Origin of the sequence: Snuella lapsa (assembly GCF_039539345.1) — a bacterium.
Classification (GTDB): Bacteria; Bacteroidota; Bacteroidia; order Flavobacteriales; family Flavobacteriaceae; genus Snuella; species Snuella lapsa.
Genome location: NZ_BAABCY010000104.1, coordinates 65,414 through 90,670, shown reverse-complemented (window position 1 = coordinate 90,670; position 25,257 = coordinate 65,414). Strand labels below are relative to the sequence as shown.

The 25,257-nt window shown below is 37.7% G+C and carries 16 protein-coding genes; 4 read left to right on the top strand and 12 right to left on the bottom strand.

The features are described from left to right. Nucleotides 1-80: 80 nt before the first annotated feature. From ABD792_RS18570 to ABD792_RS18550, 5 genes are all read right to left on the bottom strand, one after another. Nucleotides 81-743, bottom strand: a complete 663-nt coding sequence (locus tag ABD792_RS18570) for a TlpA family protein disulfide reductase (protein WP_345007975.1) — start codon at nt 741-743, stop codon at nt 81-83. A 295-nt stretch (nt 744-1,038) separates the two neighbouring features. Beyond that, nucleotides 1,039-3,072, bottom strand: a complete 2,034-nt coding sequence (locus ABD792_RS18565; protein ID WP_345007973.1) for an OmpA family protein — start codon at nt 3,070-3,072, stop codon at nt 1,039-1,041. A gap of 1 nt (nt 3,073) precedes the next feature. After that, the gene (locus tag ABD792_RS18560; RefSeq protein WP_345007971.1) at nt 3,074-3,991 is read right to left on the bottom strand and encodes a PorP/SprF family type IX secretion system membrane protein; all 918 of its coding nucleotides are present in this window, start codon (nt 3,989-3,991) and stop codon (nt 3,074-3,076) included. A 10-nt stretch (nt 3,992-4,001) separates the two neighbouring features. Then, nucleotides 4,002-6,779 carry a T9SS type B sorting domain-containing protein gene (locus ABD792_RS18555; protein ID WP_345007969.1) on the bottom strand — a complete coding sequence of 926 codons (2,778 nt, stop codon included), beginning with the start codon at nt 6,777-6,779 and terminating at the stop codon, nt 4,002-4,004. 108 nt (nt 6,780-6,887) lie between these two features. Beyond that, complete coding sequence (locus tag ABD792_RS18550; protein WP_345007967.1) at nt 6,888-10,154, bottom strand: T9SS type B sorting domain-containing protein; 3,267 nt, start codon at nt 10,152-10,154, stop codon at nt 6,888-6,890. Nucleotides 10,155-10,246: 92 nt separating this feature from the next. Between ABD792_RS18550 and ABD792_RS18545 the strand changes: the two genes are divergently transcribed. Beyond that, entirely contained in the window at nt 10,247-10,819 is a 573-nt protein-coding gene (locus ABD792_RS18545) for a hypothetical protein (RefSeq protein ID WP_345007966.1), read from the top strand. A gap of 13 nt (nt 10,820-10,832) precedes the next feature. On the opposite strand, the gene ABD792_RS18540 is transcribed toward ABD792_RS18545, so the two are convergent. Both ABD792_RS18540 and ABD792_RS18535 read right to left on the bottom strand, forming a co-directional pair. Then, a complete protein-coding gene (locus tag ABD792_RS18540) occupies nt 10,833-11,516 on the bottom strand; it encodes an SDR family oxidoreductase (RefSeq protein WP_345007964.1) in 684 nt (227 codons plus the stop codon). Beyond that, nucleotides 11,516-12,466, bottom strand: coding sequence for a M28 family metallopeptidase (locus ABD792_RS18535; protein ID WP_345007961.1), 951 nt, complete (start codon nt 12,464-12,466; stop codon nt 11,516-11,518). The genes ABD792_RS18540 and ABD792_RS18535 overlap by 1 nt, the downstream gene beginning before the upstream one ends. 500 nt (nt 12,467-12,966) lie before the next feature. On the opposite strand from ABD792_RS18535, the gene ABD792_RS18530 reads away from it, so the two are divergent. Then, nucleotides 12,967-13,239, top strand: coding sequence for a DUF4242 domain-containing protein (locus ABD792_RS18530; RefSeq protein ID WP_345007959.1), 273 nt, complete (start codon nt 12,967-12,969; stop codon nt 13,237-13,239). Between the two features lie 66 nt (nt 13,240-13,305). Here the strand turns inward: ABD792_RS18530 and ABD792_RS18525 are convergent, their stop codons facing one another. From ABD792_RS18525 to porU, 4 genes are all read right to left on the bottom strand, one after another. Continuing rightward, a complete protein-coding gene (locus ABD792_RS18525) occupies nt 13,306-14,928 on the bottom strand; it encodes a pyruvate dehydrogenase complex dihydrolipoamide acetyltransferase (protein ID WP_345007957.1) in 1,623 nt (540 codons plus the stop codon). A 3-nt stretch (nt 14,929-14,931) separates the two neighbouring features. Next, the gene (gene pdhA, locus ABD792_RS18520) at nt 14,932-15,930 is read right to left on the bottom strand and encodes a pyruvate dehydrogenase (acetyl-transferring) E1 component subunit alpha (RefSeq protein ID WP_345007955.1); all 999 of its coding nucleotides are present in this window, start codon (nt 15,928-15,930) and stop codon (nt 14,932-14,934) included. A 415-nt stretch (nt 15,931-16,345) separates the two neighbouring features. Beyond that, the gene (gene porV, locus ABD792_RS18515; RefSeq protein ID WP_345007953.1) at nt 16,346-17,554 is read right to left on the bottom strand and encodes a type IX secretion system outer membrane channel protein PorV; all 1,209 of its coding nucleotides are present in this window, start codon (nt 17,552-17,554) and stop codon (nt 16,346-16,348) included. Nucleotides 17,555-17,658: 104 nt separating this feature from the next. Continuing rightward, a complete protein-coding gene (gene porU / locus ABD792_RS18510) occupies nt 17,659-21,540 on the bottom strand; it encodes a type IX secretion system sortase PorU (RefSeq protein ID WP_345007952.1) in 3,882 nt (1,293 codons plus the stop codon). A 263-nt stretch (nt 21,541-21,803) separates the two neighbouring features. Here porU and gldJ point away from each other — a divergent pair, with 263 nt between their 5' ends. Together gldJ and ABD792_RS18500 are read left to right on the top strand one after the other, a co-directional pair. After that, nucleotides 21,804-23,492 (top strand): gliding motility lipoprotein GldJ, encoded by a 1,689-nt coding sequence (gene gldJ, locus ABD792_RS18505; protein ID WP_345007979.1) that lies wholly within the window; start codon nt 21,804-21,806, stop codon nt 23,490-23,492. A 94-nt stretch (nt 23,493-23,586) separates the two neighbouring features. Continuing rightward, the gene (locus ABD792_RS18500) at nt 23,587-24,876 is read left to right on the top strand and encodes a UDP-N-acetylmuramoyl-tripeptide--D-alanyl-D-alanine ligase (protein ID WP_345007950.1); all 1,290 of its coding nucleotides are present in this window, start codon (nt 23,587-23,589) and stop codon (nt 24,874-24,876) included. Nucleotides 24,877-24,908: 32 nt separating this feature from the next. Here the strand turns inward: ABD792_RS18500 and ABD792_RS18495 are convergent, their stop codons facing one another. Beyond that, nucleotides 24,909-25,220, bottom strand: coding sequence for a helix-turn-helix domain-containing protein (locus ABD792_RS18495; protein WP_345007948.1), 312 nt, complete (start codon nt 25,218-25,220; stop codon nt 24,909-24,911). Nucleotides 25,221-25,257: the final 37 nt, after the last annotated feature.

The following is a 25,257-nucleotide window of genomic DNA, read 5'->3' as shown; positions in this document are numbered from 1 at the left end:
GACCAAAACCGGTTCAGTCAACACGGTGTTCATGTTTGGCCGTACCGACCACACGAACACTTAGTTATTAGCACCAGTTTTTATTCCGTTATTGGTTTTATAAATTCTGTAAGTTTCTTTTCATTGATTTCATTGACTTTGTCCCAGTCCATATCTTTTGTTGGGAACGCAGCTCCTCTGGTTAAGTCAAGAATTTTTTTGTCTTTGTCTATTAGATAAGCTGCTGGATAATCAAGTTTATGATTAAATCCGCTGATTATTATTGATGATTTGTCAATTGGTTCAGATTCAGATGGAATTAAATGAATTCTTTTGTCATATTGAAAAGCCATTTTTTTTAAGTCCTTTTCTTTGTTCCAGAAAAGAACAATAAATTCAATTTCTCCGTCATATTTTTTTGCTAATTTATTAAGTGTCGGAATTTCTCCCCAACAAGGTCCACACCAAGTTGCTGAAGTCAAAAGAACAATTGGTTTATCAATTTTGTTAGTACTGATAATTTTGTCTTTTATTGTTTTAAAATCGTAATTTGATAAATATTTTCCTTTAATACAGCTATTTACAAGTGAATCAAATAACGCTCTGGCCTTATCATTTTCTTTGTCTTTCCAAGCTTGGTTTATTTGTTTGTTTAAATCCTCAATGCAGTTGTCAACAACATCTTTGTAATAAATTTTTTCAGTTGTCTGACTCCAAGAGTTTAATGAAATTAAAATTCCAATTGCAAAAAATAGTTTTCTCATAGATTTGTGTTCAAATTGGTGCTAACTCGTTATATGTGGAACTATTATCCAACTTATCCCCTTTTTTTTTCCGGATAAGAGGAACTTTTGTTCCTCATTATAACTCGCAAAACACAAATATATACAAAACCCTACAAACATGTAATATATTATCTTGATTTAAACAATTCTCTTGTCTTGTAGCGTTATTTTAGGGAGGGTCAAAAAAAGCTACTCCTTCACCTTTCCTTCACCTTTCCTTCATATCTCCTTCACCTTTACTTCATATTAAAGGCATGGTAAGCCTACTTTAAACCTAATACGCTATGATCTCAAACTCACTGCGACGATTTAGCTGGTGCTCCTCGTCGGTACAGTCTAACATAGGACATGGCACAATGGGCTGTAGTTCCCCATACCCTTGAAACTTCATACGTCGGGCATTAACATACCCCTCCAAAGCCAGATAGTTGCGTGTGGCTTCTGCGCGACGTTCAGACAGGATCTGGTTGTAACGTACCGTACCACGACTATCGGTATGGGCGCTAATCTTTAAGTGGATATTAGGATAACGCTCTAACTTAGCTGCCAATGCATCAAGTACTTTCTTGGAATCGGCTCGAATGCTCCACATATCGAAATCAAAATAAATGGGCTCCAACTCGAAGAATAACTTACCTTCTTTTTCAACAATCGGTGGTCCCTCCACGTCCGTTAACATTTCAAAACGCTTAGGATCTTCCTTTTCTAATTTCTTATCAATCTTCTTTTTCACAATAATAGCCTCTACAGGATCCACTTCCACTGGCGGTGGCGGTGGTACCTTCTTCAAGTACAGCACATGTTTTTGGTCTTGCTCCTCTACAACAACTACCTGCAAACTTCCCGGGAAATAATTCTCGGCCTTTGCTTTAAGCTGATAATTACCTGCCAACAAATTCATATTAAAAACAGCTATAGAATCTAGTGTGTTACTATATAAAACATTATCCTTTCTATCAAAAAAGCTTACCTGTGCATTTGGGACGTAAGCTTTGGTTTCAAAATCCCGAACCTCAAAAGTGTTAATATACTCCCTTAAAAAGATTTCCCCATTTTGCGTAAAACTATAAATATCGTCATTGGCCCGTTTTCTATTAGAACTAAAAAAGCCTTCCGTCTCACTGTAATAATTTAGGTTAAAATCGTCGTAGGGCGAATTTACGGGCACTCCCAGATTTATCGGTACAGAAAACGCATTACCAACCCATTCGGACACAAAATTATCCAACATCCCCAAACCTAAATGGCCATTAGACGCAAAAAACAAATGCCCCTGTTGCGATACAAAAGGAAAATGCTCACGATTTGGCGTATTGATAGTCGCCCCCAGATTAACCGGATCACCATAAGTCCCATCCACATTAATATTGACATAATACAGATCGAAACTCCCAAAACCACCTTCCATATCAGATGAAAAATAAAGCCGTTTCCCATCAGGACTCAAAGCCGGATGCTGATAAGAAAAGCCATTTACATTAAACGGCAACTTTTCCAAAGCCCCCCATTTACCACCAGTTCTGGTTGTTTTATACAAATGGATATTGTTATTGGATTGCGCGTTAAACTCCTTCTTACCATTAGTAAAATTGCTTCTGGAAACATACAGGGTATTACCATCCTTACTAAAACAAAAATTCCCTTCGTGCAGTTTAGAATTGATAGGCTTAGGCAAAACGTTTACAGCGCCTACCGTATCCATTTTGGCATCTACCTTAACCGCATAGATATCCAAGAAGGGTTGGTGTGTCCACTTATACGTTTTTCCAAATAACTGCTTGTTATCCCTATCGGATGTAAAAAACACACTATCCCCCACTTTTACAGCTCCAAAATCGGATGCCTCAGAATTAAACCGAACCTTTTTAACTTTATAATCAGGCGTCTTTAATTTAAACGTTTCTATAATATCGATAGCATCATTTTTATCCAGTACTTCCGACATATTTTCCTTATAACGTTTAAAATAATCCAAACCCGTTTCATAGTCGCCTAAAGCAGATAACACTTGATACAGTTTAAAATTATATATATTATCATAGCCCTTGTCTTTTTCACCAAACCTACCGTTTACCAACAGTTTTAAATAACGGGCTGCCTTCTTGTATTGAAATGTATTATAATAACAAATAGCTATACGCTCTACATCACTTTTATGACGTTCTTTAGCTATGCTTTCTTCGTAATACTTAGCCGCATTCCTATAATCTCCCTTTTCAAAAAACCTATCGGCTCGCGTTTTCCCTTGTCCATAAGACACCTTCATAACAAACAAGGCCAGTATAATAAATGTTATGTTCTTTATCATGTTAATAAAATCTTGGAGATGAATACTTTTTACTTAAGCTCAATACATCAAACGTATAAAGCAATACAAACTCATGGCTACCATTATTGTAGCTTTTAAGTTTACTCGTGTTAAAATCGTAGGCATAGCCTATTTTTAGATTTGGAGAAATGTTAATCCCTGCCAATCCCGAAAGCGCATCTTGATACCTATAAGACACTCCCAACTCAAAACGATCCAGGTATAAGGCATTAGCCGATACATCAAACGATAATGGCGTACCACTTACATACTTAAGCACTGTAGACGGCTTTAATTTAAGGTCGCTCCCTACATTAAACACATACCCCCCTATTAAAAATACATGCGGTTTATTAGCATAGAACACATCGTCGTTAGTTTCCAGGTTACCGGGAATTAAATTGGGAGATGACAGCCCCACATAATACTGATCTTTAAAAACAAACACCCCAGCACCAATATTAAGTACAGTCTTACTTGTGTTTTCAAATAAAGGATCATTCCCCACATTACTTCCAAGAGCACTAAAGTTTAAATGCTGAAAACCGGTTTTTAACCCAAATGCCACATTTAAATCGTTATTGAAACTTATTTTGTAGGCTGCATCTATATTAAACAAGTTTTCACTTAAATTAACAGGATCCCCAATAAAATCGTTAAGATAGTTTACACTTAATTCTATCTTATTGTTTAAAGGAATGTTGGCAAATACATTGGCTGTTTTTGGAGCCCCCTTAATGCCCGTCCACTGCGTACGGTACAAGCTCCCTATTTGTACAAGTCCGGGTTCGTTAAGCATATACCCTGGATTCACCATGTTCATATTGTACATATACTGGGTATACTGTGGTGTTTGCTGTGCATATACAGACATGCCACATATAACGAATACTATAATGAGTCTAATTTTAACTATCATGCTATATCTCTTATCTGCTTAAATAAAAATTTCCTTGAAACGGTGCTGTCTTCCCGTCCTTGGGATCAAATACATAAAAATATACACCCGAGGGCAATGCTTTCCCCAGTGTTAAAGAGACATTCGACACACCATCAAAGTATTCCGTACCCTTATTACCCTTATAAACGATACTGCCATAGCGGTTATAGATATTGATCTCAAAATTGGGAAATGCCACAGGCAAATTACAGAGATCGAACACATCATTTTGGTTGTCGCCATTAACCGAAATACCATCTTTAATACAATCATCACAATCCACATGATCCAATGGCAAGAGGGTTACAAGCATTGACACGCGTTGCGATTCACAACCATTACTATCCACAGCAGCCACATAATAATCTTCCCCATCAACCAATACCTCCCCAAAAGATAAAGTCTCCAAAGCATCAAGCGTTGCATACCAATTATAATCTTGGGCACCCGACGCCTCTAGGTCTGCAACCGTAGCGCCATCACTGGTACAGAAGGTCTGATTAGAAGTTATCGGTACAGCAACCTCTTCGACAGTAATGGCAATTATAGCTGTGGCTAAATTACAAGACGCATGCCCCTGTATTTGGTATTCAAAACGATAAGTACCAGCTATCAACTGTGACACATCAAGCAGATTCCCCGAAAGTACGTTGGTAGCATCCAAATCAACAAAAAAACCACCCGAATCGGCTGTAGCATCCAAATAGTTGGTTAAATCTATTTGTAAATCCGATCGGCATACAGCACCTTGCATATCACTGCCTGCATCGGGACTTTGATGTAGCACCACCGTTACTGTCGTTTCATTTCCCGTACACAACACATTATCGGGAACAGTGTAAGTATAAGTTCCTGCTTCAGATGTGGCCGGATCGAACGTAGCATGGTGGTCGGTTGTTGTATAACCATTAGGCCCTGTCCACGTTCCTGTAGTATTAGGATTGCCCGTTAAACTATCAAAAAGATCGATAGTAGCATTGGTATTGCAAACATCTATGGTCGCTCCCACACCTGCCTGATAAGCTTCATATACCGTAAACCTTAAATTAGCTGTATCTTCACAGCCATTAACCGTGGTGGTTGTATAGGTAAAATCGAATATGTGTTGATCATTAATCGTTGGTAAAGTAAAAGCCGTTGGATCTCCAATAACACTACCCGTAGCATTATCGGTCCAGGTTCCCATAGCTCCTTGATAAATAGGGTCGTCCACGCCATTCGTATCAAGTAACGTAAATAAATCCAAAGGACTAGCTATTATCGGGTCGTCTTCACAAAAAGTTAAGTCCGAAGTATCTTCCCCTGCATAATTTTTGGGATGAACGGTTAAAACCACCTGGGTTCTCTCCGCATCACAAAACCCGGTATTCACCTGAAGCGGATTACATACATCGTGATTATAATCCAGGACTTCAAACGGAAAATTAACCTCATTGGGACAATTAATCAAAGGATCCACTTCATATTCAAAAACATAGGTTCCCGGAGCCGCATTGTTTAAATCCACTCTACCCGAATAAGTATAACCAGGAGCTCCCTGCGATATCAATCCTAAGTTAGAAGGTCCTGAAACAAAAGTCCAGTTAGTAAATTCATTACTCATATAATCATACAAGACACCGTTCTCTGTTGTAAACTCCAATTGGTCGTACAAGTTTATATTACCCGGTGCAGTTGGATCATCTTCACAAAATTCTAAAGTACCAGCTTGACTGAAAGGCCTTAAATATTCATATATCTTGAACTTAATAGTAGACAGGGCATCGCCACAAACCCCAGAGCGTTGCTCAACAGAATAATTAAAACTTATCTCTTCACAACCAAATCGGGGATTATTGGCTACTATTTGCTGATAGACTTCATTAATATTAATTTGGGAATCCACTGGCGACATGATTTGCCCGTAAGTATCGCCCATCCAAATACCTTCTACGTCTTCATATAACAAAAAGGCATCATTAGTAAGATCTAAATCGGTATCGTAGCCCCCATTTAAAATATCCAATTCACATACACGCTGATTAATCGCATAACCAGAAAACACCTGTCTGGTTACCGACACATTAACTGTAGTCTCTACACTCGCATTACACGGAGGCATCCCTGAAACACGGTAGGTTAACTCAAAAGTTTCTTGATCGACCAATGGCGGCCCAGGATTATATGGAATGGTAACTCTTAATTCCGATCCCACCAAACTAATAAAATTAGAGCTACTGCCGTTATATATCCACTGCCCATTAAGATGCGGACTTGGTATTGCTTCCAAGGTCTCAAAAAGATTAACATCGGGTAGTACAACACAAACATCGGTTGGTGTAGAGCCCGTATCACAAATCTCCAAGTTAACATCATCAATATTTAAAACGGGTCTGGCAAAACCAGAAAAAGGTCCCAAAATTAAATTGACTGTTGCAATAATACCATCTGGACAAGATGAATTGGCATCAATAAGCTGGAACTGATAATCGTTTAAGGACAAGGATGCATCTGTTAAATCCCATAAATGCAAATCGCCTGTCGTTTCGTCTAGGGCAAAATTATAGCCCGGATCAAACCAAGTTCCCGTTGCCAAAGAAATTGCTCCTCCTGTTAATGCATTGTATTCATCATACAAATTAATAATCCCATCCGGAGAGCCATTACCATCGCCATCAACAATGGTCATATCGCATACTGTAACCGTTTCAACCTGATTACATTGCGCTTGAATTTTCGCAAAAAGTGAGAGAAAGCATGCGAAAACTATAAGGTTAATAGTTTTCAAAATATCATTTGTTTTTAAGTAAGAGCAAGATAATTATTACAATTAGCCTATAGTATAAAAAAACAAAAAAATATTAACATTCCCCTGTTAATACTAGATATCTACAAATCAGCGTTTTAACGAGAAATGCCCCGTAAAATTAGGGCCTTCATGTAAGTTTACAACAAACCAGTAATCCGAATTAGCCATGTTTTCGCCCCCATAAGTACCATCCCAGCCTTTAACCTGGGGACTTAACTGTTTTAACAACTTGCCATACCTGTCATAAATATAGATTTCTGCGTCTGGATAGTCTGTAATACCGCGCACTTGCCAGTAATCATTTACCCCATCACCATTAGGTGTAAAAAACTTCGGATAATCAATTAGAGTTACATTCTGAGAATCGTCACCACAGCCTAATTTATCTCTAACATACACAGTATAAACACCTCCCAAAACGTCTTCAAAAGTATTAGAATCCTGATAATTAATTCCGTCTATCGAATATTCAAAATCACCATCACCATTTGCAATAATCGTTATGAAGTTATTATCGGAAAGCTCTTGATAGGTCACTTCTGTAATTTTAGGCAATACCGATCTTACCAACTCAAAATGAAACGTATCTTCACAATACAATGCATTTTCAGTTCTGCCAACCGTTAAACTGTAATGTCCAGCTTCGAACAAAGTGGCCTCAAAACTGTTAGAAATAATGCTTCCATCTTGAAATTGCCACGCATAAGCACCAAAACCATCTTCTACCGACAGATATAACGAAGGTTCGAGGTTGCACAAAAAATAATCGCTAGCCAGATTTACCTCTGGCAAGGCATTAACAATCAAATTAAAGCGCGTTTCGGAAACACACAAAGGGCTTAAAGCATTTTCTACCTTTACGTGTATGGTTTGTACCCAAGGTTCTGTATTCTGGTAATTAGCCGAAATCTCATTGGTAATATCATTACCCGCATCATCATAGTAAAAAACATTCATATCACTTTGACCACCAGTAATTGTATTTTCAACACCACTCAAATCAAAACCAGCAAAACCTTCGCCTTCATCGCATTCGTAGATATCTTGGGGCGTATAGATCTGTGGTCTGTCGGATGTTCTTAAAACCAAGGTTGTTTCTGCATAACATTCCGTAACCGGACTTTTTACACGAACGGTTATTACCTGCTGAAAGGGCTCTGTATTTTTAAACGGATTGGGTAACGGACTGGGCAGTGGACCACCACTTGCATCAAAATAGCTTATTTCCATCCCCGATTGATTCCCCATTACCTCGGTCTCAATATTCGAAGTATTAAAATACTCCGAAATACCATCGTTATTATCATCACACCCTAACAAATCGGTCAGATCAAAAGCTCTGGGCTTAAAATCTACTATTATGCTAAAAGTGCTTTCTGCAGAGCAACCTGTATCGGTATTGGTAACAACAACCTTTAACTCTTCTATATCCACCTTCTTATTTTCGACAGCTTGCAGATTCGCATCCGATATACTTTGTCCATCTTCATAAAAAAATACTACTTGTAAATTGGTAGCCCCGCCCAAAATGTCATGCTTCACCTTTAACAGATTAAACTGAGTTACTCCATCATAATTATCGTCGCACTCATACAGGTCATCTAAATCATTTAGATCAGGCATTGGGTTTACAATTAAATCGAAAGTGGTTTCGGAATAACAACAAGGATTATCCTGATGACTCACCCTAACCGTAATAGTCTCCCTGTCTTTTATACTATTTGCAAATGGGCTGGGCAATACATTATACTCATTACCTGCTCCATCCACAAACTTTACGATCTTACCTGTTTGACCTCCCAACACCTGATCGTAAATACCGGAAACATCAAAAGACGATGAAAAACCAGTGCCCTCTACATCTTCACAGGCATACACATTATCAATCCCGTAAGCTGTAGGCGGCTCTTTAACATCAATGGTTTCTGTTAACACCTCAACACTTGCATCATTGCCCGTTACAGTAGCCGTAATAGTATAAGTACCGTCTGCAGAAAAATCGTGAAAGGGCGACATATCTGTAGATGTATTGTTTACTCCTGAATTTGGATCCCCAAAATCCCAAACTACCGAAGCAACATTTTCTTTTTGTTCTACACTAAACTCTTTTAAAAACTCCGAACAAATGTTCGAAATGTTCATCTCGAAGTTATTGGTAACATGGTTTACGTTTCCTGTTACGTTTATATAAAAGTTGGCATCGGGTCTTCCAAAGTCAGCTGTAGAAACATATTCATTATAATCAAAAGTAGTTCCTCCAGCAACATTTGTACACCCTCTTTGCCATGACACACCGTTATCATGAACGGAACCAGCAATAAAAGCAACACCATCTCCATATACTATTCCCTTATGCACTTCTACCAAAATTCGCCCAACATCTGCTGGAATTACTATTGGCGTTTCAAAGTCAACCTGTATAATTTGGGAAGTACGGTCTATATTAGGTGACAGTTGCTGATATTGACTACTGCCTATCAAATCTGTTTCGGAAAAAGAAGCGGGAAAATTGTCGTCTATTTTATAAATATTAAATCTAATTTCTGGTAGCCAGCCCGTTTTATTAATACCTACTTGACCAGAAGTAACCACATACTCTTCATTTGCTGATATTCCAAATTCTTCTAATGTAAATGCTCTTGCCCAATATATGTATGATGAAGTACAGGAATGTATATTTGTTTCGATTATATCATCACAAACGTTATGAGATAACCTCGTTGTTGCACCAGAAGTTTTCACGCTGAACACTTCCCCTGTGACATTGATATAAAAATTTGCCTCTGGCACTGGGATAGTTAAATCAGTAGTAGGTGTCAAACTATAGTTATCCTCACAACCTTCATACCATGAGACCCCCGTATCTTCTTCTGTCCCTGCTATAAAAACCTGAGCCGACTCCGGGTTGTAAAAATCTTCAATCTTTTTGACGGAAACTAAAATTCTCTCAACCCCAGCTGGAACAATTATAGGTTCCTCAAATTCTACTTGTACAATTTCCGGGGCACCACTAATATTAGGTGCTTGTCCAATTCCACGAGATCCAAGTAACGTTCTTGGATATAATGAATGAAAAAAAACAGGAAAATTGTCATCAATACTGTATACATTAAACTGCAAAAAGGCTCCACTATTAGATTTACTCAAGGCCACCTGTCCTGACTTAATAACAAATTGCTCATTTGCTGCAATGTCGAAATCCGACAATCGAAAAACCCGTGACCACCCCTCATCTCTCTCACAGGAATACATATCTGTCCCTATAGGCGTCGTTCCAACATTATGGGTTAAGGTTATTTGTGCCTGCAAAAAGCTTATGCTTAACATGAATAAAGTCGAAAGAATATTCTTCATAAAGGCTAAAATAAAAAAAGCATTTTATTTATTATCTGTTTTCTGTTTTAATACAAAAATTAACGATATTGCCATCCAAATTCTATAGAGATATGTCTTATACATTTCGCAATCTTTTTGCTGCTTTACTTTTAACTTTTTCGCTTTCAATTATTGGTAATGCCCAAATTTCAAAGGGTAAATTTATTAATGCTTCTATAGGATATGGCATGAGCGCTCCCTATGAAGACATCGATGTTGTAGGCTCTGGATTTTATCTACAAGGTGAATATGTTATCAACCTAACCAAATGGTTTGGAGTACGACCTTATGCCGGGTTTATTTCAACATCTCCCGATAAAGATTTAACCGATAGGGATTTAACAGAATACGAAGCAACTTCTAAAGCCTTGTTACTTGGCGGTAAAGCGCGCATATGTGCGCCCATCCCCTGGGTAGCACCTTATATTGAAATAGGGATTGGCACCTCCTTGGGTTCTTTCAAAACCTATTTACCCAATATAAACAAGCAAAAGAAGGGACTGCTCATGCACATTCCCTTTTCCTTGGGGTTAGCACTGGGTCGCAGTAATAATGTTGAATTTGAATTCACATACTATTACCACGCCTCAATGGAACAATTTAGCGGTGCTGCTGCCTTGGGCTTAACGTTTCCGTTAAACTAAAAAAACACCTCGTTTAAGGCGTAGAATTAGATACTTGTAAAAGCTTTCCGTTGTAATACTTGCCTCCTGTAAGGGCAAAATTTTGAATATACTCGGCCATTTCTAAAGCTGTTGTCGGTGCCTGGTAACCAGGAAAGGCCTCTTGCAACATTTCTGTTTGTACGGCTCCCAATGCCAGAACATTAAAACGCGGCCCCGTTTCCTTATATTCCTCGGCTAACAATTCGGTTAAAGTAATAACAGCTCCTTTACTAGAGCTATACGCTGCCAATCCCGGAAACTTCATACTTCCTTGCACGCCCCCCATAGAACTAATGGTTACCACATGCCCCTCTTTTCCCATAAATGGTATAACCGTACGCGTTAACTCGGCCACCCCAAACACATTGGTTTTGTAGACCGCTTCAAAATCTTGCATGCTCAATTCCGAAAAAGGTTTGTTTATCAGTAATCCCGCATTATTGACCAAAACATCCACTTGCCGCCAATTATCCTTAACAAAATCTGTTACTTTAGTATAACCGGCCTGTTTACTTAAGTCAAAAGAGAAGGTTGTTACATTTTCCAACTTAAGTTCTGAAACAGGCTTATCGTTTCTGGACAATGCCAAAACCCTATGACCGGCATTTGCCAATAGTTTTACCAATTCAAATCCAATACCTCGACTTGTCCCTGTTACTATTATATTTTTCTGCATCACTTTAATGTTATTTCTTTTGTTTCTGCATTAATCATACCTTCTAAAGCTGGAACCATTTTGTTTATAAAGTTTGCCATATGCTCCAAATCCATTTGTTCCACCTCATCATCTACATGGTGGTAATAGTCAAAATTTGCAAAATCGAAGGTTGAAATGGCTTGCGCCGGAATATTAAACGCCTTGTAAAACGGATAATTATCTGAGCGTTTAAACAATTCATACTGCTTGGCCTGCGACAAAAAACCAATAATATCTGCTTGTGCATAATCATTGAGTTTTTGAGCCATATTAGATAGTTCGAACCCTGTTACATAGGCCAAGGTTTCCCCTACTGCCCTGGGCACACCCACCATTTCAAAGTTTATCATGGTGTACAAATCTACGTTTTCTTTCTTTAACTTTCCGGCCAAGTGCTCAGAACCTTTTAAGCCCATTTCTTCTGCGGCATACAGAGTAAACAATAGGCTTCGTTTGTTGTTTTTATGCTTTGAAAAATACCTGGCCCATTCTAAAACGGCCACTGTTCCTGAGGCATCATCATTTGCGCCATTTGCAATACTATCGCCCGCAATAGGCTCAATTACCCCAATGTGGTCGTAATGAGCTCCTAAAACAACAAATTCATCTTTTAGTTTTGGATCGACTCCTTCTATATATCCTATAATATTATAACCTATAAGACCATTTAAATTAAAACTATCCCGATACGTTTTAAAGTAAGGCTTTACATTATACTTTTTAAACTCATTTTCTATAAACACAGCCGCCTTTTCAATGCCGTCGGTTCCTGTTCCCCTGCCCTCTAGCTCATCTGAAGCTAAATACGTTAGTAATCTTTTTACATTTGAATCTGCTACAACTTTAGAATTATCGACGCCATCTCTACCTGCACTTGCTTTGCAACCACAAATGAGTATTAAAATAAATAGTACTACAATATGCTTCATCCGTTTAAATGTTATTGTTTTTCATAAGTCAAATGCAATGCGCTATAAAACATCTTGGTTGCCATCCAAAATCGTAATAGTTCATTTTATGATTGCTATTATATTAACGCTTAAAGATAAAAAACTACCAATTACTACTTAACATTTACGAGAGTTTATTAATCAATCGCTCCCAACTATTGCACAACACACTAAAATTCATTACTTTAAAGACAAATTTACTGCTATAGAAAAAAAAATGATGAATAGTTGGATAACAATTTCTTTAAACAAATACACTAAGAGCAATTATTACAAGACGCTTTTTCCAATTTACTGTTAACCTAAAGGTTTAAAAAACGAAATTTTATCATTTAACTGTTTTTCATGGGAAGGACAAATTCAAAAGAAAGTCCCGAAGTGCCTCGCCGAGAGATTCTTTTAGAATAACACGCAATAAACGGAAACCCCGACGCTGAGCGTCGTAAGGATTCTTTTTGATTAACAAAACAATGTATATTATGCCAAAGTATGTAATCGAAAGAACGTTACCTGGAGCTGGACAATTAACTCAGGAACAACTTAAAGGTATTTCGCAAACCTCTTGTAAGGTTTTAGAAGACCTCGGACCACAAATTAACTGGGTACACAGCTATGTAACCGGTGATAAAATTTACTGTGTATACATATCACCAAACAAAGAGCTAATTGAAGAACATGCTAAACGGGGCAATTTTCCTATTAGCTCCATTAATGAAGTTTCTACTGTTATAGACCCGGTAACTTCTGAATGAAAACAAAAAAAACCTGTTTCAATTGAAACAGGTTTTTAACTTTATTGTAAATCCGATAACTATGCCTTATACCAGCATAGTTACAGGGTTTTCTATGTATCCTTTTAATGTTTGAAGGAATTGTGCGCCTGTAGCTCCATCTATGGTTCTATGATCGCATGCCAGTGATAATTTCATGGTATGTCCAACAACTATTTGACCGTTCTTTACAACTGGTTTTTCAACAATATTCCCAACTGAAAGAATAGCTGAGTTAGGTTGATTTATTATAGACGTAAAGGTATCGATGCCAAACATTCCTAAATTGGAAACAGTAAAGGTACTACCTTCCATCTCTGCTGGCGTTAATTTCTTGTTTCTTGCTTTTCCTGCAAGTTCTTTAACTGCTGCTCCTATTTGTGGCAAGGATTGTTCGTTGGCAAACCTTACTACAGGCACAACCAAACCATCTGGTACAGCAACAGCTACCCCAATATGCACATGGTTATTCAAGCGCATTTTATCGGCAAACCACTGGGAGTTTACCTGTGGGTGCTGTTTTAATGCCAAAGCACAGGCCTTAACAACCATATCGTTATAAGATATTTTAGTATCTGGAATAGAGTTGAACTGTGCACGGAATGCAATGGCATTTTCCATATCGAACTCTACGTTCAAGTAATAATGTGGCGCCGTAAATTTAGAGTTTGTTAATGCCTTTGCAATTGCTTTACGCATTTGTGAATTAGGCACATCTTCAAAATCTTCCTGACCAGCCGGAACAAACTTACCTACAGTTGCAGCCGACTGTGCAGCTGGCGTAAAGTTTTCTATATCGCGTTTCACAATACGTCCATGCTCTCCAGAGCCTTGTACTTGATTTAGATCGATCCCTTTTTCTGTTGCTATTTTTTTAGCTAAAGGAGAAGCAAATACCCTTCCGTTTGAAGCTGTTACTTGAGGTGTAGCAGCCTTTGGCGCTTCAGCCGTCACTGTTGGTTTTGAAACTGGTGCCTCAGTCTTAGGCGCTGTTTCTTTTTTTGGAGCTTCTTCTGCTTTAGCTGATGCTCCAGCAACTTTAAAATTGCTTGCTACTGCAGACACATCTGTTCCTGCTGGCCCAATAATAGCCAACAAAGCATCTACTTTAGCCGATTCTCCTTCTTGCAACCCAACATGTAACAAGGTACCAGATTGGAACGATTCAAACTCCATCGTTGCTTTATCGGTTTCAATTTCTGCAAGAATATCACCTTCTTCAACCGTATCTCCAACTTGTTTAAGCCAAGTAGCAACAGTACCTTCTTCCATCGTGTCGCTTAAACGTGGCATAGTAACTACTACAACACCCTCTGGTATATCTACATCTGCAGTCTCTGCTTGAGTATTCTCTACTTGTTGTTCTTCTTTTGATGCTTCAGGTGCTGAAGCCACTTCTCCAGATCCACTTAACAAACCTGAAATATCCTCACCCTCATCACCTATAATAGCCAAAAGTGCATCTACTTTTGTTGTCTCTCCTTCTTGTACCCCAATGTGAAGTAATGTGCCCTCATGAAACGACTCGAACTCCATAGTTGCTTTGTCTGTTTCAATTTCTGCTAAAATATCGCCCTCTTCAACTTTGTCTCCAACCTTTTTCAACCAAGCAGCAACAGTACCTTCTTCCATGGTGTCGCTTAAACGCGGCATATTAATAATCTCTGCCATAGCTTATAATTTATGTTGTATAAATGGATAATCTTCTTGTTCGTAAACAACATCGTACATTACGCTCTTATCTGGGAACGGCGACTCTTCTGCAAATTTCTCACACTCTGCCACTCTATCCTTTACGCGCTTGTCAATTACTTTAATCTCTGCTTCGGTAGCATATTTCTTTTCAAGGATAATATCCTTAACTTGTGTAATTGGATCTATTTTCTTGTACTCTTCTACTTCTTCTTTTGTTCTATAATGCTGGGCGTCACTCATAGAATGCCCTCTATAGCGGTATGTTTTTAACTCAAGGAATGTTGGTCCGTCACCACGGCGTGCACGTTGAATTGCTTCATCGAAAGCTTCGGCTACTTTAATTGGGTTCATCCCATCTACAGGACCACAAGGCATTTCGTAACCTTTACCTAATTTCCAAACTTCGGTATGATTTGCTGTACGCTCAACAGAAGTTCCCATTGCGTAACCGTTGTTCTCACAAACAAAGACTACAGGCAACTTCCATAGCATGGCCAAATTAAAGGTTTCATGCAACGATCCTTGACGTGCGGCTCCGTCACCAAAGCAACATAAGGTTACAGCATCACTACCATGGTATTTATCACCAAAGGCAATACCTGCTCCTAAAGGAATTTGTCCCCCAACAATACCATGACCACCATAAAAACGATGTTCTTTCGAAAAAATATGCATTGACCCTCCAAGGCCTTGAGACGTTCCGGTAGCTTTACCATACAACTCCGCCATAACACGTCTGGGATCTTCTCCCATCCCTATGGGCTGTACGTGGTTTCTATATGCCGTAATCATTTTGTCTTTGGTCAAATCCATAGCGTGCAGCGCTCCTGCTAATACAGCTTCCTGACCATTATATAAATGAAGAAATCCTCTAACCTTTTGTTGGATATAAACTGCAGCAAGTTTGTCTTCAAACTTTCTCCAGAACAACATGTCTTCATACCATTTAAGGTAAACCTCTTTTGTAATTTTTTGCATTTTCAACGTTAATTAAATAAACGAACAACAAAAGTAATACTTTAGATATTAATGAAAAACTGAATATTAGAAAAATTAGCTTTCTAAGCTATAACATTACAAACTATAACGTTATAGAAAGTCCATTTTTCCGTTTCTCAAAAAGCGAGCCCTAAAAAATAAGAATTTTATATAAATACCTACAAACAAAACCTGTAAACTTCTTTTTCAAATGCATTAATAAAGTTACCTGTTACACAGACAAAGGCTCAAAAAGTAACATTCTTAATACAATGAAGGATAAATATCTCTTTTGCTTATATTAGGACAACAAGGCAAATCACTTTTCGGTTCTCTCTCCACAAAAAAAAGCTACTGCATTTGCAATAGCTTTTCTTGTGTATTTACCATTTTAAAGGTTTTTGAAATTCCTCCCTTAAAATTCCATGTATTCTCCTGCTCCAATATTAAAGGTTAAAGAGAAACGTAAAGTTCCCTCTAGTGGACTCTGCACTTTAGAGGTTGAGAATAAATATGACATATCTACATTAACAGTGTTGTACTTAAATCCTGCTCCTAGCGCGATAAACTTTCTCGCTCCTTTTTCTTCTGCTTCATTAAAATAGCCTGCTCTAAAAGCAAAAGCATCTTGATACAAATACTCGGCTCCTAAAGCCCATGTAAATTCTTTTAGTTCTTCACTAAAACCATCTGGCGCATCTCCAAACGACTGAAAAACACCTGACAAAAAGTTTACATCTTGCGATTTTCCTTTAATTATATATTCAGGTTCGCTCCCATCTGTAGCCTGTACTCCATCGCCATTTAAGTCATCAAAACCTATTATTGGAGGCGTAGGCACTAATAGTTTAGCAACTTCTGCGGTTACTGCTATTGTATTGTAATTATCAAAAATAAAATCGAATCCTCCACCCAGTCTTAAATTTGTAGGTTGAAAATTATCCTGACCACCATCATCGTACTTAAACTTTGGCCCTACATTTTGAATAGCAAAGCCCATACGCCAACGTCCATTAAAGTCGTTATATACTTCTTCTTGTCCTTGATAATATCCAGAAATATCTACTCCAAATGTGTTTGCCGCACTTGCATCACTATTGTCATAATTAAGTCTTAAATCGGATCGTAAGTACCGCATAGCTACAGACATAGCAAATTGGTCTGACAATCTAAGGGCATAAGATAAATCTAGTGCAAATTCATTAGGCTTTTGAATATTAGGTTGGTCTGATTCGTTTAAAATAAACTCTATCTCCCCTAATCCAAAATATTTTAAACTGGCAGCAAAGGCACTACGCTCATCCAAACGGTTAAAATAAGTCAAATAACCAATACCTATATCGTTTACCAATTTTTTCAAATAGGGCGTATAACTTATCGAAAAGCCCGATTTTGTCTCAGAAAACACATATTTAGAGGGATTCCAATGCTGTGAAAAGGCATCTACCGATGTCGCCACCCCCATATCTCCCAAGCCTGCCCCTCTAGCATCTGGAGCTATCAATCCAAAAGGCATGCCTGTTATAACAACTCTTTTATCTTCTCCTGATGTAATGACAGTTTCTTGTGCTTCAACTTTCACAACAAAAGCAAATACCAGTAGCAGTAGGATCTTATTCTTCATAAATCAATTTTAGTTAACAAATATAATTTTTATTTTAAAACCTGTTCTTTATTTCTTCAACCTGCTAAAATTGTCGATTATATGCACAATAGCATTTTTAAAATTTAAAGAATTACAAGTTTTTCTATCTTTTCCACTTTCTTGTTCAACAATCTAGAATACACTGTAAGTTTATAAATATAAACGCCTTTGCCTATTTTATCTCCAAAATCATCCCTTCCGTCCCAAACAATATCCCTAGAAAGCGAACTTGTTGCTTTAAGTCCCGAATTTGTTTGCCCTGTTAGGGTTCTTACCAGTTTTCCCGAAACCGTGAACACCTGTATAGAAACGTCTAAAGGGTCTAAACTATTGTGGTTAAACCAAAATTCTGTATAACTAACGAAAGGATTTGGATAATTAAGCACATTGTTTATAACTAACTCCTGGTCTTTATCGTGCACAATAAACTGAATTTCAGCAATTGAGGAATTATTATATACATCCCAAGCTTTTAAGGTTAAAGTATGCAATCCAGGCTCTAAATCCCGAAACGGGTAGCTAACCACTCCTTTTTGGTAATCGTCCAACTCTGTTTGATAATAATTGTTTAACACAAAGGGATTGGTTTCATCGGCATCAATTATCGCTACAATATCATGGCCTATACCACTTGCTGTGTTAATACCGTTAGCATCTTCCAATTTCGCCAATAAGGTTGGTGACTCACTGGTAATACCTCCAGATACGAAATTTTCATCATTCATATACAAGGTAATTACCGGCCCAATATTGTCTTCTGCTGCATTTTCGTTTACCCCCCCTATCCGTACAGTATTAATACTTGCTCCAGACTGATCTTGCAACAAAGTCTCATTTTTAGAATAAAAACTCACTTTACCGTATCCAACAGGCACCCCAATATCCTTAGGCACAACAAAATCGAATTCAAATTGACCATTGGTAACTGACGCTTGTCCTCTAAAAATAATTTCTCCCAGTGTCGAAAAATCCATCTTTACCAATTCTCCATTTAAACGGGTTCCATCATTTGCCAATGTTTGCCTACTTATGGGCTTGTCGTAAATAGTTGTGGAAAGCGCTCCATTATAGTTTGTCAATATATTTCCAGAAACATCGGTAACTTCGCCCGCCAGTTTCACATAACTTAAGGCTTTTAAGGTGTCTGTAGCTTGTGTTATGGGAGTATCATTGATTTTTGTTAATCGTATATTTGGTTTGGGGAATGCTAATTTCATGGCTGGATCGCCAATAAAAAACACCAAGCGCTTTTGACTGGAATTGGAGATTTGAGGATCGTTTTTCGTTAATCGTAAAGCTTCGGCCATGGTAGGGTATTCGTCATCATTAAACGTATCATTATTACTAAACGAAAACAGATACTCCTCTAAAACAATATTGAACCTAATTCCAAAATTAACAAATACTTGCCGGGTTGTGGTAATAAGGCCAATAGCTCCTGCCTGCTTGTTCCAATAGGTAAACTCACCTGCTGTTTGCCTAAACGGATTATCGAACTTGGTATACTCGCAGGTTACCGTTACAAAACAATTAAGCTTGCATAAGTTTCTAAACTCCTGAACATTGGGTTTTAACAAAATACGCTCGCTAGCCAAACCGTCTTCGCCCCCATGACCAAAATAATTCAGCACCAAAGCGCCATTATCTACTGCATCAACAAATTCTTTTGTAACCTGCGGATAGGTTTCGCCTCCGGCACTAGACTCTTGCTCAAAAGCATCGGAATGGATTTTTGTAACATTTACAAATGGTTTTTCCCTGGCAACAACATTACCAATGCTATCTGTCGTTTTCTGCAAAACACCTTCCCAATCCTCGTCTACATCATCAGAAACTACTATAAATTTATTCCTCCAACTACCAAAAGCTTCTTTTGCATGATACAATGCTACTTTGTCTACCATTTCTTTTGCTCGTTGTGGGGTATCTGCCAATATTCTACCTACTGCTATATCTAATTTATCACTTGTTGCCATAGTCCCTTCGTTAATATCCATCATACCATAAAAGTCGTCGGATACATACGAACTGGTTAAATTGAAACTATTATAAGCGTACCAAGAGGGCACTATGTTTGTATTGTTTTGAATCCTATCTTTATAATCAAACGATCCGTCTCCAAACAAGCACAGGTATTTTATACGTTTTTCGGGTACACTCGCATTATCGTACACATATTTTACCATGTTCCTTATGGCTCCTATATCCTGGTTTCCAGAACTAAACTCATTGTAAATTTCATCCAATCCCAAGGCCTTAACATTTAAACCATACTGTTCCCTGTTAATCTGTGCCAAACGCTCGGCCTCATTAAGCATGTTATTAGGAGATACTATAATATAGTCTACATCTTGGAACTCGCCCTGGGCATTTAAAAAAACCGTCCCTTTTATATCTTGGTTTAAAACCGACTTGCTGTCATCTATTTTAGGGATAAAATAATCCAAGGGCGTTACAGCAACATAGGCCCTTAACATGCCTAGAGGAGCCGTAAATGTAAGATTAGAAACAGCCTCTGTATTTTCAAGTCCGGTTACATTATACAAATCTGTTACATCCCACACCTCTGATAGCCGTGTTGTATTATTTATGGTATATTGTCCTATACCCGAAGCTAAGGCTACGTCACTATTCTTAAATTGAAACTGCTTATCGTAAAATTTTAATGATCGTTTGGCCTGAATGGACACATAATCCAAATATCCTAAACCACTTGGGTTACCAAGGTTATCAAAGCTAATATTCACATCTACTCTTGATGCATTAACAGTTACATCACCAATAAACAGGAAGTCTCGTGCCAAATTAGGCTGGCTGGCACCAGGGGCTGTTAAGTTCGCAACTGGGGCGCCATTAACATTAATTTGCATGGCACTTTGTGTAGATGATGCAGAAGCAGCATAAACCTTAAGCTGTATTGGTTCGGAAAGGACTAAATCTGGAAAATCGAACGTAAACATTTTATTATTGTCTATATCGAAACGATCTCCAAACCAACGCCTCCCCATAGTAGCAATGTTATGCTCGTCGATCTCGTGAAACTTATAATCTTCGAAGGTGGTTATTTCCATATCGATCGCACCAGCTGGCTGGACAAGCGGCTGAATACGCTTCCCAAACCCCGAACTTACATTAATGTAATAGTACGTTTTATCTGTATAACAATTAATATGGGTATTACTTTCGTCGTTAAACACTTTCGGACCTTGAGCATAAAACAAAATATAATCGTCGTTATTAAATACGCCATCGCTTTCTCCTACAACTTTTATAGCGTTTTCGACAACATCCAACGGATATGGTTCTGAATTGGCGTAAGGGATCATATGCCCACCATTACCATACAACTTTATAGTTCTTGGATCGACCCCACTGACGTTTACTCCCAATTCTTGTAAAAAGTTTCTGGATAATTTAAAAACACCTGTTGTATCGACATAAAACCGATACCATGTTCCCGAGCGCAAAACAGAATTAGTTATTGCTTTTGTATTGCCCACTTTACTTAATGTACTAACTCCAAAACCACTCCCTTCTTTATAGTCTATTTGAAAGGACACTATTTTTTTATAGGCACCATTTGTATCTTTTATAATGGGCGACAATTCTAAAAATGCATATAGTTTATCTCTGGCATTGGAATTCTTTAAACTAAATTTCAACTTATTCGGAATCTTACTCAAATCCAAATCCCTTAATTCCTGTGCAGAAATATATTCGTATACAACACGACTTAATGCTACCGAACGTTCATCTAGATTTCGTGATATTTCCCATTGTGAAATAAACTGCAAGCCTTCCTTAAAATTATAGCTAAAATTTTTGCTATTAAAAGAGGGGACTTTAAGCTTGTAGGTTCCTGCAGAAATTACCCTAACACCATCCCAAGCAATATCGAACCGTTTTTGCTGAGAAAATAACGTAAAGGAAATAATAAAAAGTAAAAGTGGTATTTTTTGCTTCATTAGTTAAATAACGTGTCTGAGGCCATATTTGTATAAACAAAAAGCAACATTTTTAAAATCTGTATCAAAAATACAATAATAATTTAGGAAAAAGTACGTTTATACAACACAAAATCATCTTAAAAATCGATAAAATCATCGACGTAATGCTACAAAAACAGGATGAAATACACATTTTTTTAGCCAAAATGCAAAATTTCGCTTGCTATCTTGGGTTTAATTCTTATATTGCAACACCAAAAATATTTAGCTTACTTAAACGTATGGATATGAAAAAAGTATTAACAATCAAGACGCTGTTGGTCCTAACGCTGTTTTTAGCGGCTTTAAGCTGTAAAAAATCAACGAGCTCTAAAAACAGTTCAAGAGCTACAGGATGGCAAATAAATGACAGAGAAGGTGGCTTTCAATACAACACAAGCTTCAAGGAACAGGAAACTGCCCCAGGACTTGTCTTTATAGAAGGTGGAACTTTTACTATGGGTCGTGTTAATGACGATGTAATGCACGATTGGAACAACACCCCAAATCAACAACACGTACAGTCTTTCTATATGGACGAAACTGAAGTTACAAATGTTATGTACCTTGAGTATTTAGATTGGATTAAGCGTGTTTACCCTCCAACTGATGAAAATTTCAGAGCAATTTACAACGGTGCACTTCCAGATACTTTAGTTTGGAGAAATCGTTTAGGTTTTAATGAGATTATGACCGAAAACTATTTACGTCACCCAGGCTATGCAGAATATCCTGTTGTTGGTGTAAGCTGGATACAAGCTGTAGAGTTTGCCAACTGGCGATCTGACCGTGTTGGTGAAATGGCACTGCAAAGATCGGGTTATACTAAAAGAGGTTCTCACCTTACCGATGTATCTGCCGACGCTACATTTAATATCGATACTTATTTAAACGCGCCTACATTAACTTATGGAGGCAATGAAGAGGTTATTAATCCAGAGAGCGGTAGAAACAGAAATGCCCAGGTAGATGCCGATGGGAATCCTGTTAATATTTATGCTAAAAGAGAATCTGGAGTTATTCCATTAAAGTACAGACTCCCAACTGAAGCAGAATGGGAATATGCGGCCTTAGGACTAAGCGAAATAAGGAGCTATAACGTATATCGCGGACGTAAAAAATACCCTTGGGACGGTAAATACACACGTGCCGGAAAAAGAAGGGTTCGCGGAGATCAATTAGCTAACTTCAAACAAGGAAAAGGTGACTATGGCGGAATTGCCGGATGGTCCGATGATGGTGCCGATATCACCAATGAAGTGAAATCGTACGATCCTAACGATTATGGTCTATACGATATGGCTGGTAATGTAGCCGAGTGGGTAGCTGATGTATACAGACCTATAGTGGATGACGAATTTAACGATTTTAACTACTACCGTGGTAACATTTACACCAAAAATGCCATTACTGAAGATGGCACTATAAAAGTCGTTACTACCGAAGATATTATTTACGACACCTTATCGACCGGAAAGTTAGTAGCTAGAAATTTACCTGGAGAAATCTTACAGGTTCCTGTTGACGAGAACGAGACATATTTAAGAACCAATTTTGACAGAAGCAACGAAATTAACTTTAGGGATGGGGATAAAAAATCTTCAAGATTTTTTGAAAATTTTAACGAGGAAGAAGAAAGTAATGCTGATACCGAAACAAGAAAAATGTACAACTCTCCACAACATCGTGTTGAAAGAGATTCTTTAGGAAACTTAATTAGAGAATACGACAAAAGCAATACAAGAACTTCTTTAATTAACGATAAAGTAAGAGTATACAAAGGAGGTTCTTGGAAAGATAGAGAGTACTGGTTGGATCCAGCGCAAAGACGTTATTACCCAGAGGATATGGCTACAGATTATATTGGCTTTAGATGTGCTATGTCCAGAGTAGGCTCCAAAACCAAAAGAAAACACAAAACCAAAAACTAAGTAATAATAGCTTTATTATAATATTAAAAAAGTCCTAACGCCAGTTGGGACTTTTTTAATACTTTTATTTCTCAAATATTTAGATTATTTAGACTTGAAAATAGATTCGATACACCGCCTCTTTCTACAATGCCATTCGGCATGTACAGATACAAGAACCATTGATAACAATTCAATGTTTTTTGCCCTTAAAGGCCCTAATTTTGATGGCAACGCCTATGCCGATTCTGCTCTGAAAAAAGGTGCTGCTTACGCCATTATAGACGACGAGAAATTCAACACCTCACCCCAAACGATCTTAGTTAATAATGTTCTGGAAACGTTACAGGCCTTAGCCACTTTTCACAGAACGTATTTAAATATTCCTATTGTAGCACTTACTGGAAGTAATGGAAAAACCACTACCAAAGAATTGATTAATGCAGTGTTATCACAGAAATACAGTACCACCGCTACTCTTGGCAATTTAAACAACCATATAGGTGTTCCGCTAACGCTCTTAGCAATGAACAAAAACACAGAAATAGGTATTGTAGAAATGGGTGCAAACCACTTAAAGGAAATTGCTTTTTTATGCGACATAGCCAAACCGAATTACGGATATATTACCAATTTTGGGAAAGCCCACTTAGAAGGTTTTGGAAGTGTTGAAGGTGTTATTTTAGGAAAAAGTGAAATGTATGATTACTTGACTAAAAACAACAATACCGTATTTATTAATACCAATGATCCCATTCAAGTTGAAAGAACTACCCAAGCTAAGGTCTTTTCATTTGGGAGCATATCCTCATTCGCTAATGTCAAGATCGATTTTGTAGATGCCCATCCATATGTTAAGTGCTCATATAACGATCTGGAAATTTGCAGCCAACTTATAGGTAATTACAATTTTAATAATATCGCTGCCGCCATAACTATTGGCAATTATTTTAAGGTAAACGACAAAGCCATTAAAATGGCCATAGAGAATTATACACCAACCGACAATCGGTCACAAATTATACACAAGGGGAACAACCAGGTAATTCTTGACGCTTATAATGCCAATCCTACCAGTATGCGAGCGGCTCTTCTTAATTTGGAAAAGCTATCTGGAAACAAAATGGCCATTTTGGGAGACATGTTCGAACTTGGCAATGATGCTGCTACAGAGCACCAAAGCCTTGTGGATTTGGCAACTTCCTTAAATATAGACAGACTTATTTTTATTGGAGAAAACTTTAATCGTTCTAGAATTGATTCGAAAAAAGCTATGAAATTCAATTCATTTACAGATTTTAAGAAGTACTTTAACAGCTCTCAAATTAATGATACAATCTTTTTGATTAAAGGTTCAAGAGGTATGGCTTTGGAACGAATTGTAGATCTTTTTAATGAGGCTTAAACATGAAAACACCAAGTAGCACACTCTGAAGCTTACATCTGATTTTTCAAATCCTTTAGTAGCATTTCAATTCTATTGACGATCTGTTCGTTAGTTAATATAACCTTGTAGGCTTCTGAATGCTCTTTTACCCCATCGGCCATATCTGCATCGTCCCTTAACAACCAATTAAGGTCTACCTCTGGAAATTCCTGAATGATTTTGTTTAAAAATTCGATAGACACCTTTTTACCATTTACATATTGCGAAAGCTGACTATAGTTCATCTCAAACTTTTCGGCCAAATCGCCCAGCCTATCGTACTTACTTTTAATTAATTGTTTCAGTTTTTCGTCGAATTGCATATTTGGAACAATTATAAATTATAAAAATGATTAAATT

Coding starts and splice junctions, on each gene's coding strand:
- ABD792_RS18565 (WP_345007973.1), bottom strand. CDS start 3,072: ATGATAAAGAACATAACATTTATTATACTGGCCTTGTTTGTTATGAAG.
- gldJ (WP_345007979.1), top strand. CDS start 21,804: ATGGATATGAAAAAAGTATTAACAATCAAGACGCTGTTGGTCCTAACG.
- ABD792_RS18525 (WP_345007957.1), bottom strand. CDS start 14,928: ATGGCAGAGATTATTAATATGCCGCGTTTAAGCGACACCATGGAAGAA.
- ABD792_RS18570 (WP_345007975.1), bottom strand. CDS start 743: ATGAGAAAACTATTTTTTGCAATTGGAATTTTAATTTCATTAAACTCT.
- porU (WP_345007952.1), bottom strand. CDS start 21,540: ATGAAGCAAAAAATACCACTTTTACTTTTTATTATTTCCTTTACGTTA.
- ABD792_RS18550 (WP_345007967.1), bottom strand. CDS start 10,154: ATGAAGAATATTCTTTCGACTTTATTCATGTTAAGCATAAGCTTTTTG.
- ABD792_RS18495 (WP_345007948.1), bottom strand. CDS start 25,220: ATGCAATTCGACGAAAAACTGAAACAATTAATTAAAAGTAAGTACGAT.
- ABD792_RS18540 (WP_345007964.1), bottom strand. CDS start 11,516: ATGCAGAAAAATATAATAGTAACAGGGACAAGTCGAGGTATTGGATTT.
- ABD792_RS18530 (WP_345007959.1), top strand. CDS start 12,967: ATGCCAAAGTATGTAATCGAAAGAACGTTACCTGGAGCTGGACAATTA.
- porV (WP_345007953.1), bottom strand. CDS start 17,554: ATGAAGAATAAGATCCTACTGCTACTGGTATTTGCTTTTGTTGTGAAA.
- ABD792_RS18535 (WP_345007961.1), bottom strand. CDS start 12,466: ATGAAGCATATTGTAGTACTATTTATTTTAATACTCATTTGTGGTTGC.
- ABD792_RS18560 (WP_345007971.1), bottom strand. CDS start 3,991: ATGATAGTTAAAATTAGACTCATTATAGTATTCGTTATATGTGGCATG.
- pdhA (WP_345007955.1), bottom strand. CDS start 15,930: ATGCAAAAAATTACAAAAGAGGTTTACCTTAAATGGTATGAAGACATG.
- ABD792_RS18545 (WP_345007966.1), top strand. CDS start 10,247: ATGTCTTATACATTTCGCAATCTTTTTGCTGCTTTACTTTTAACTTTT.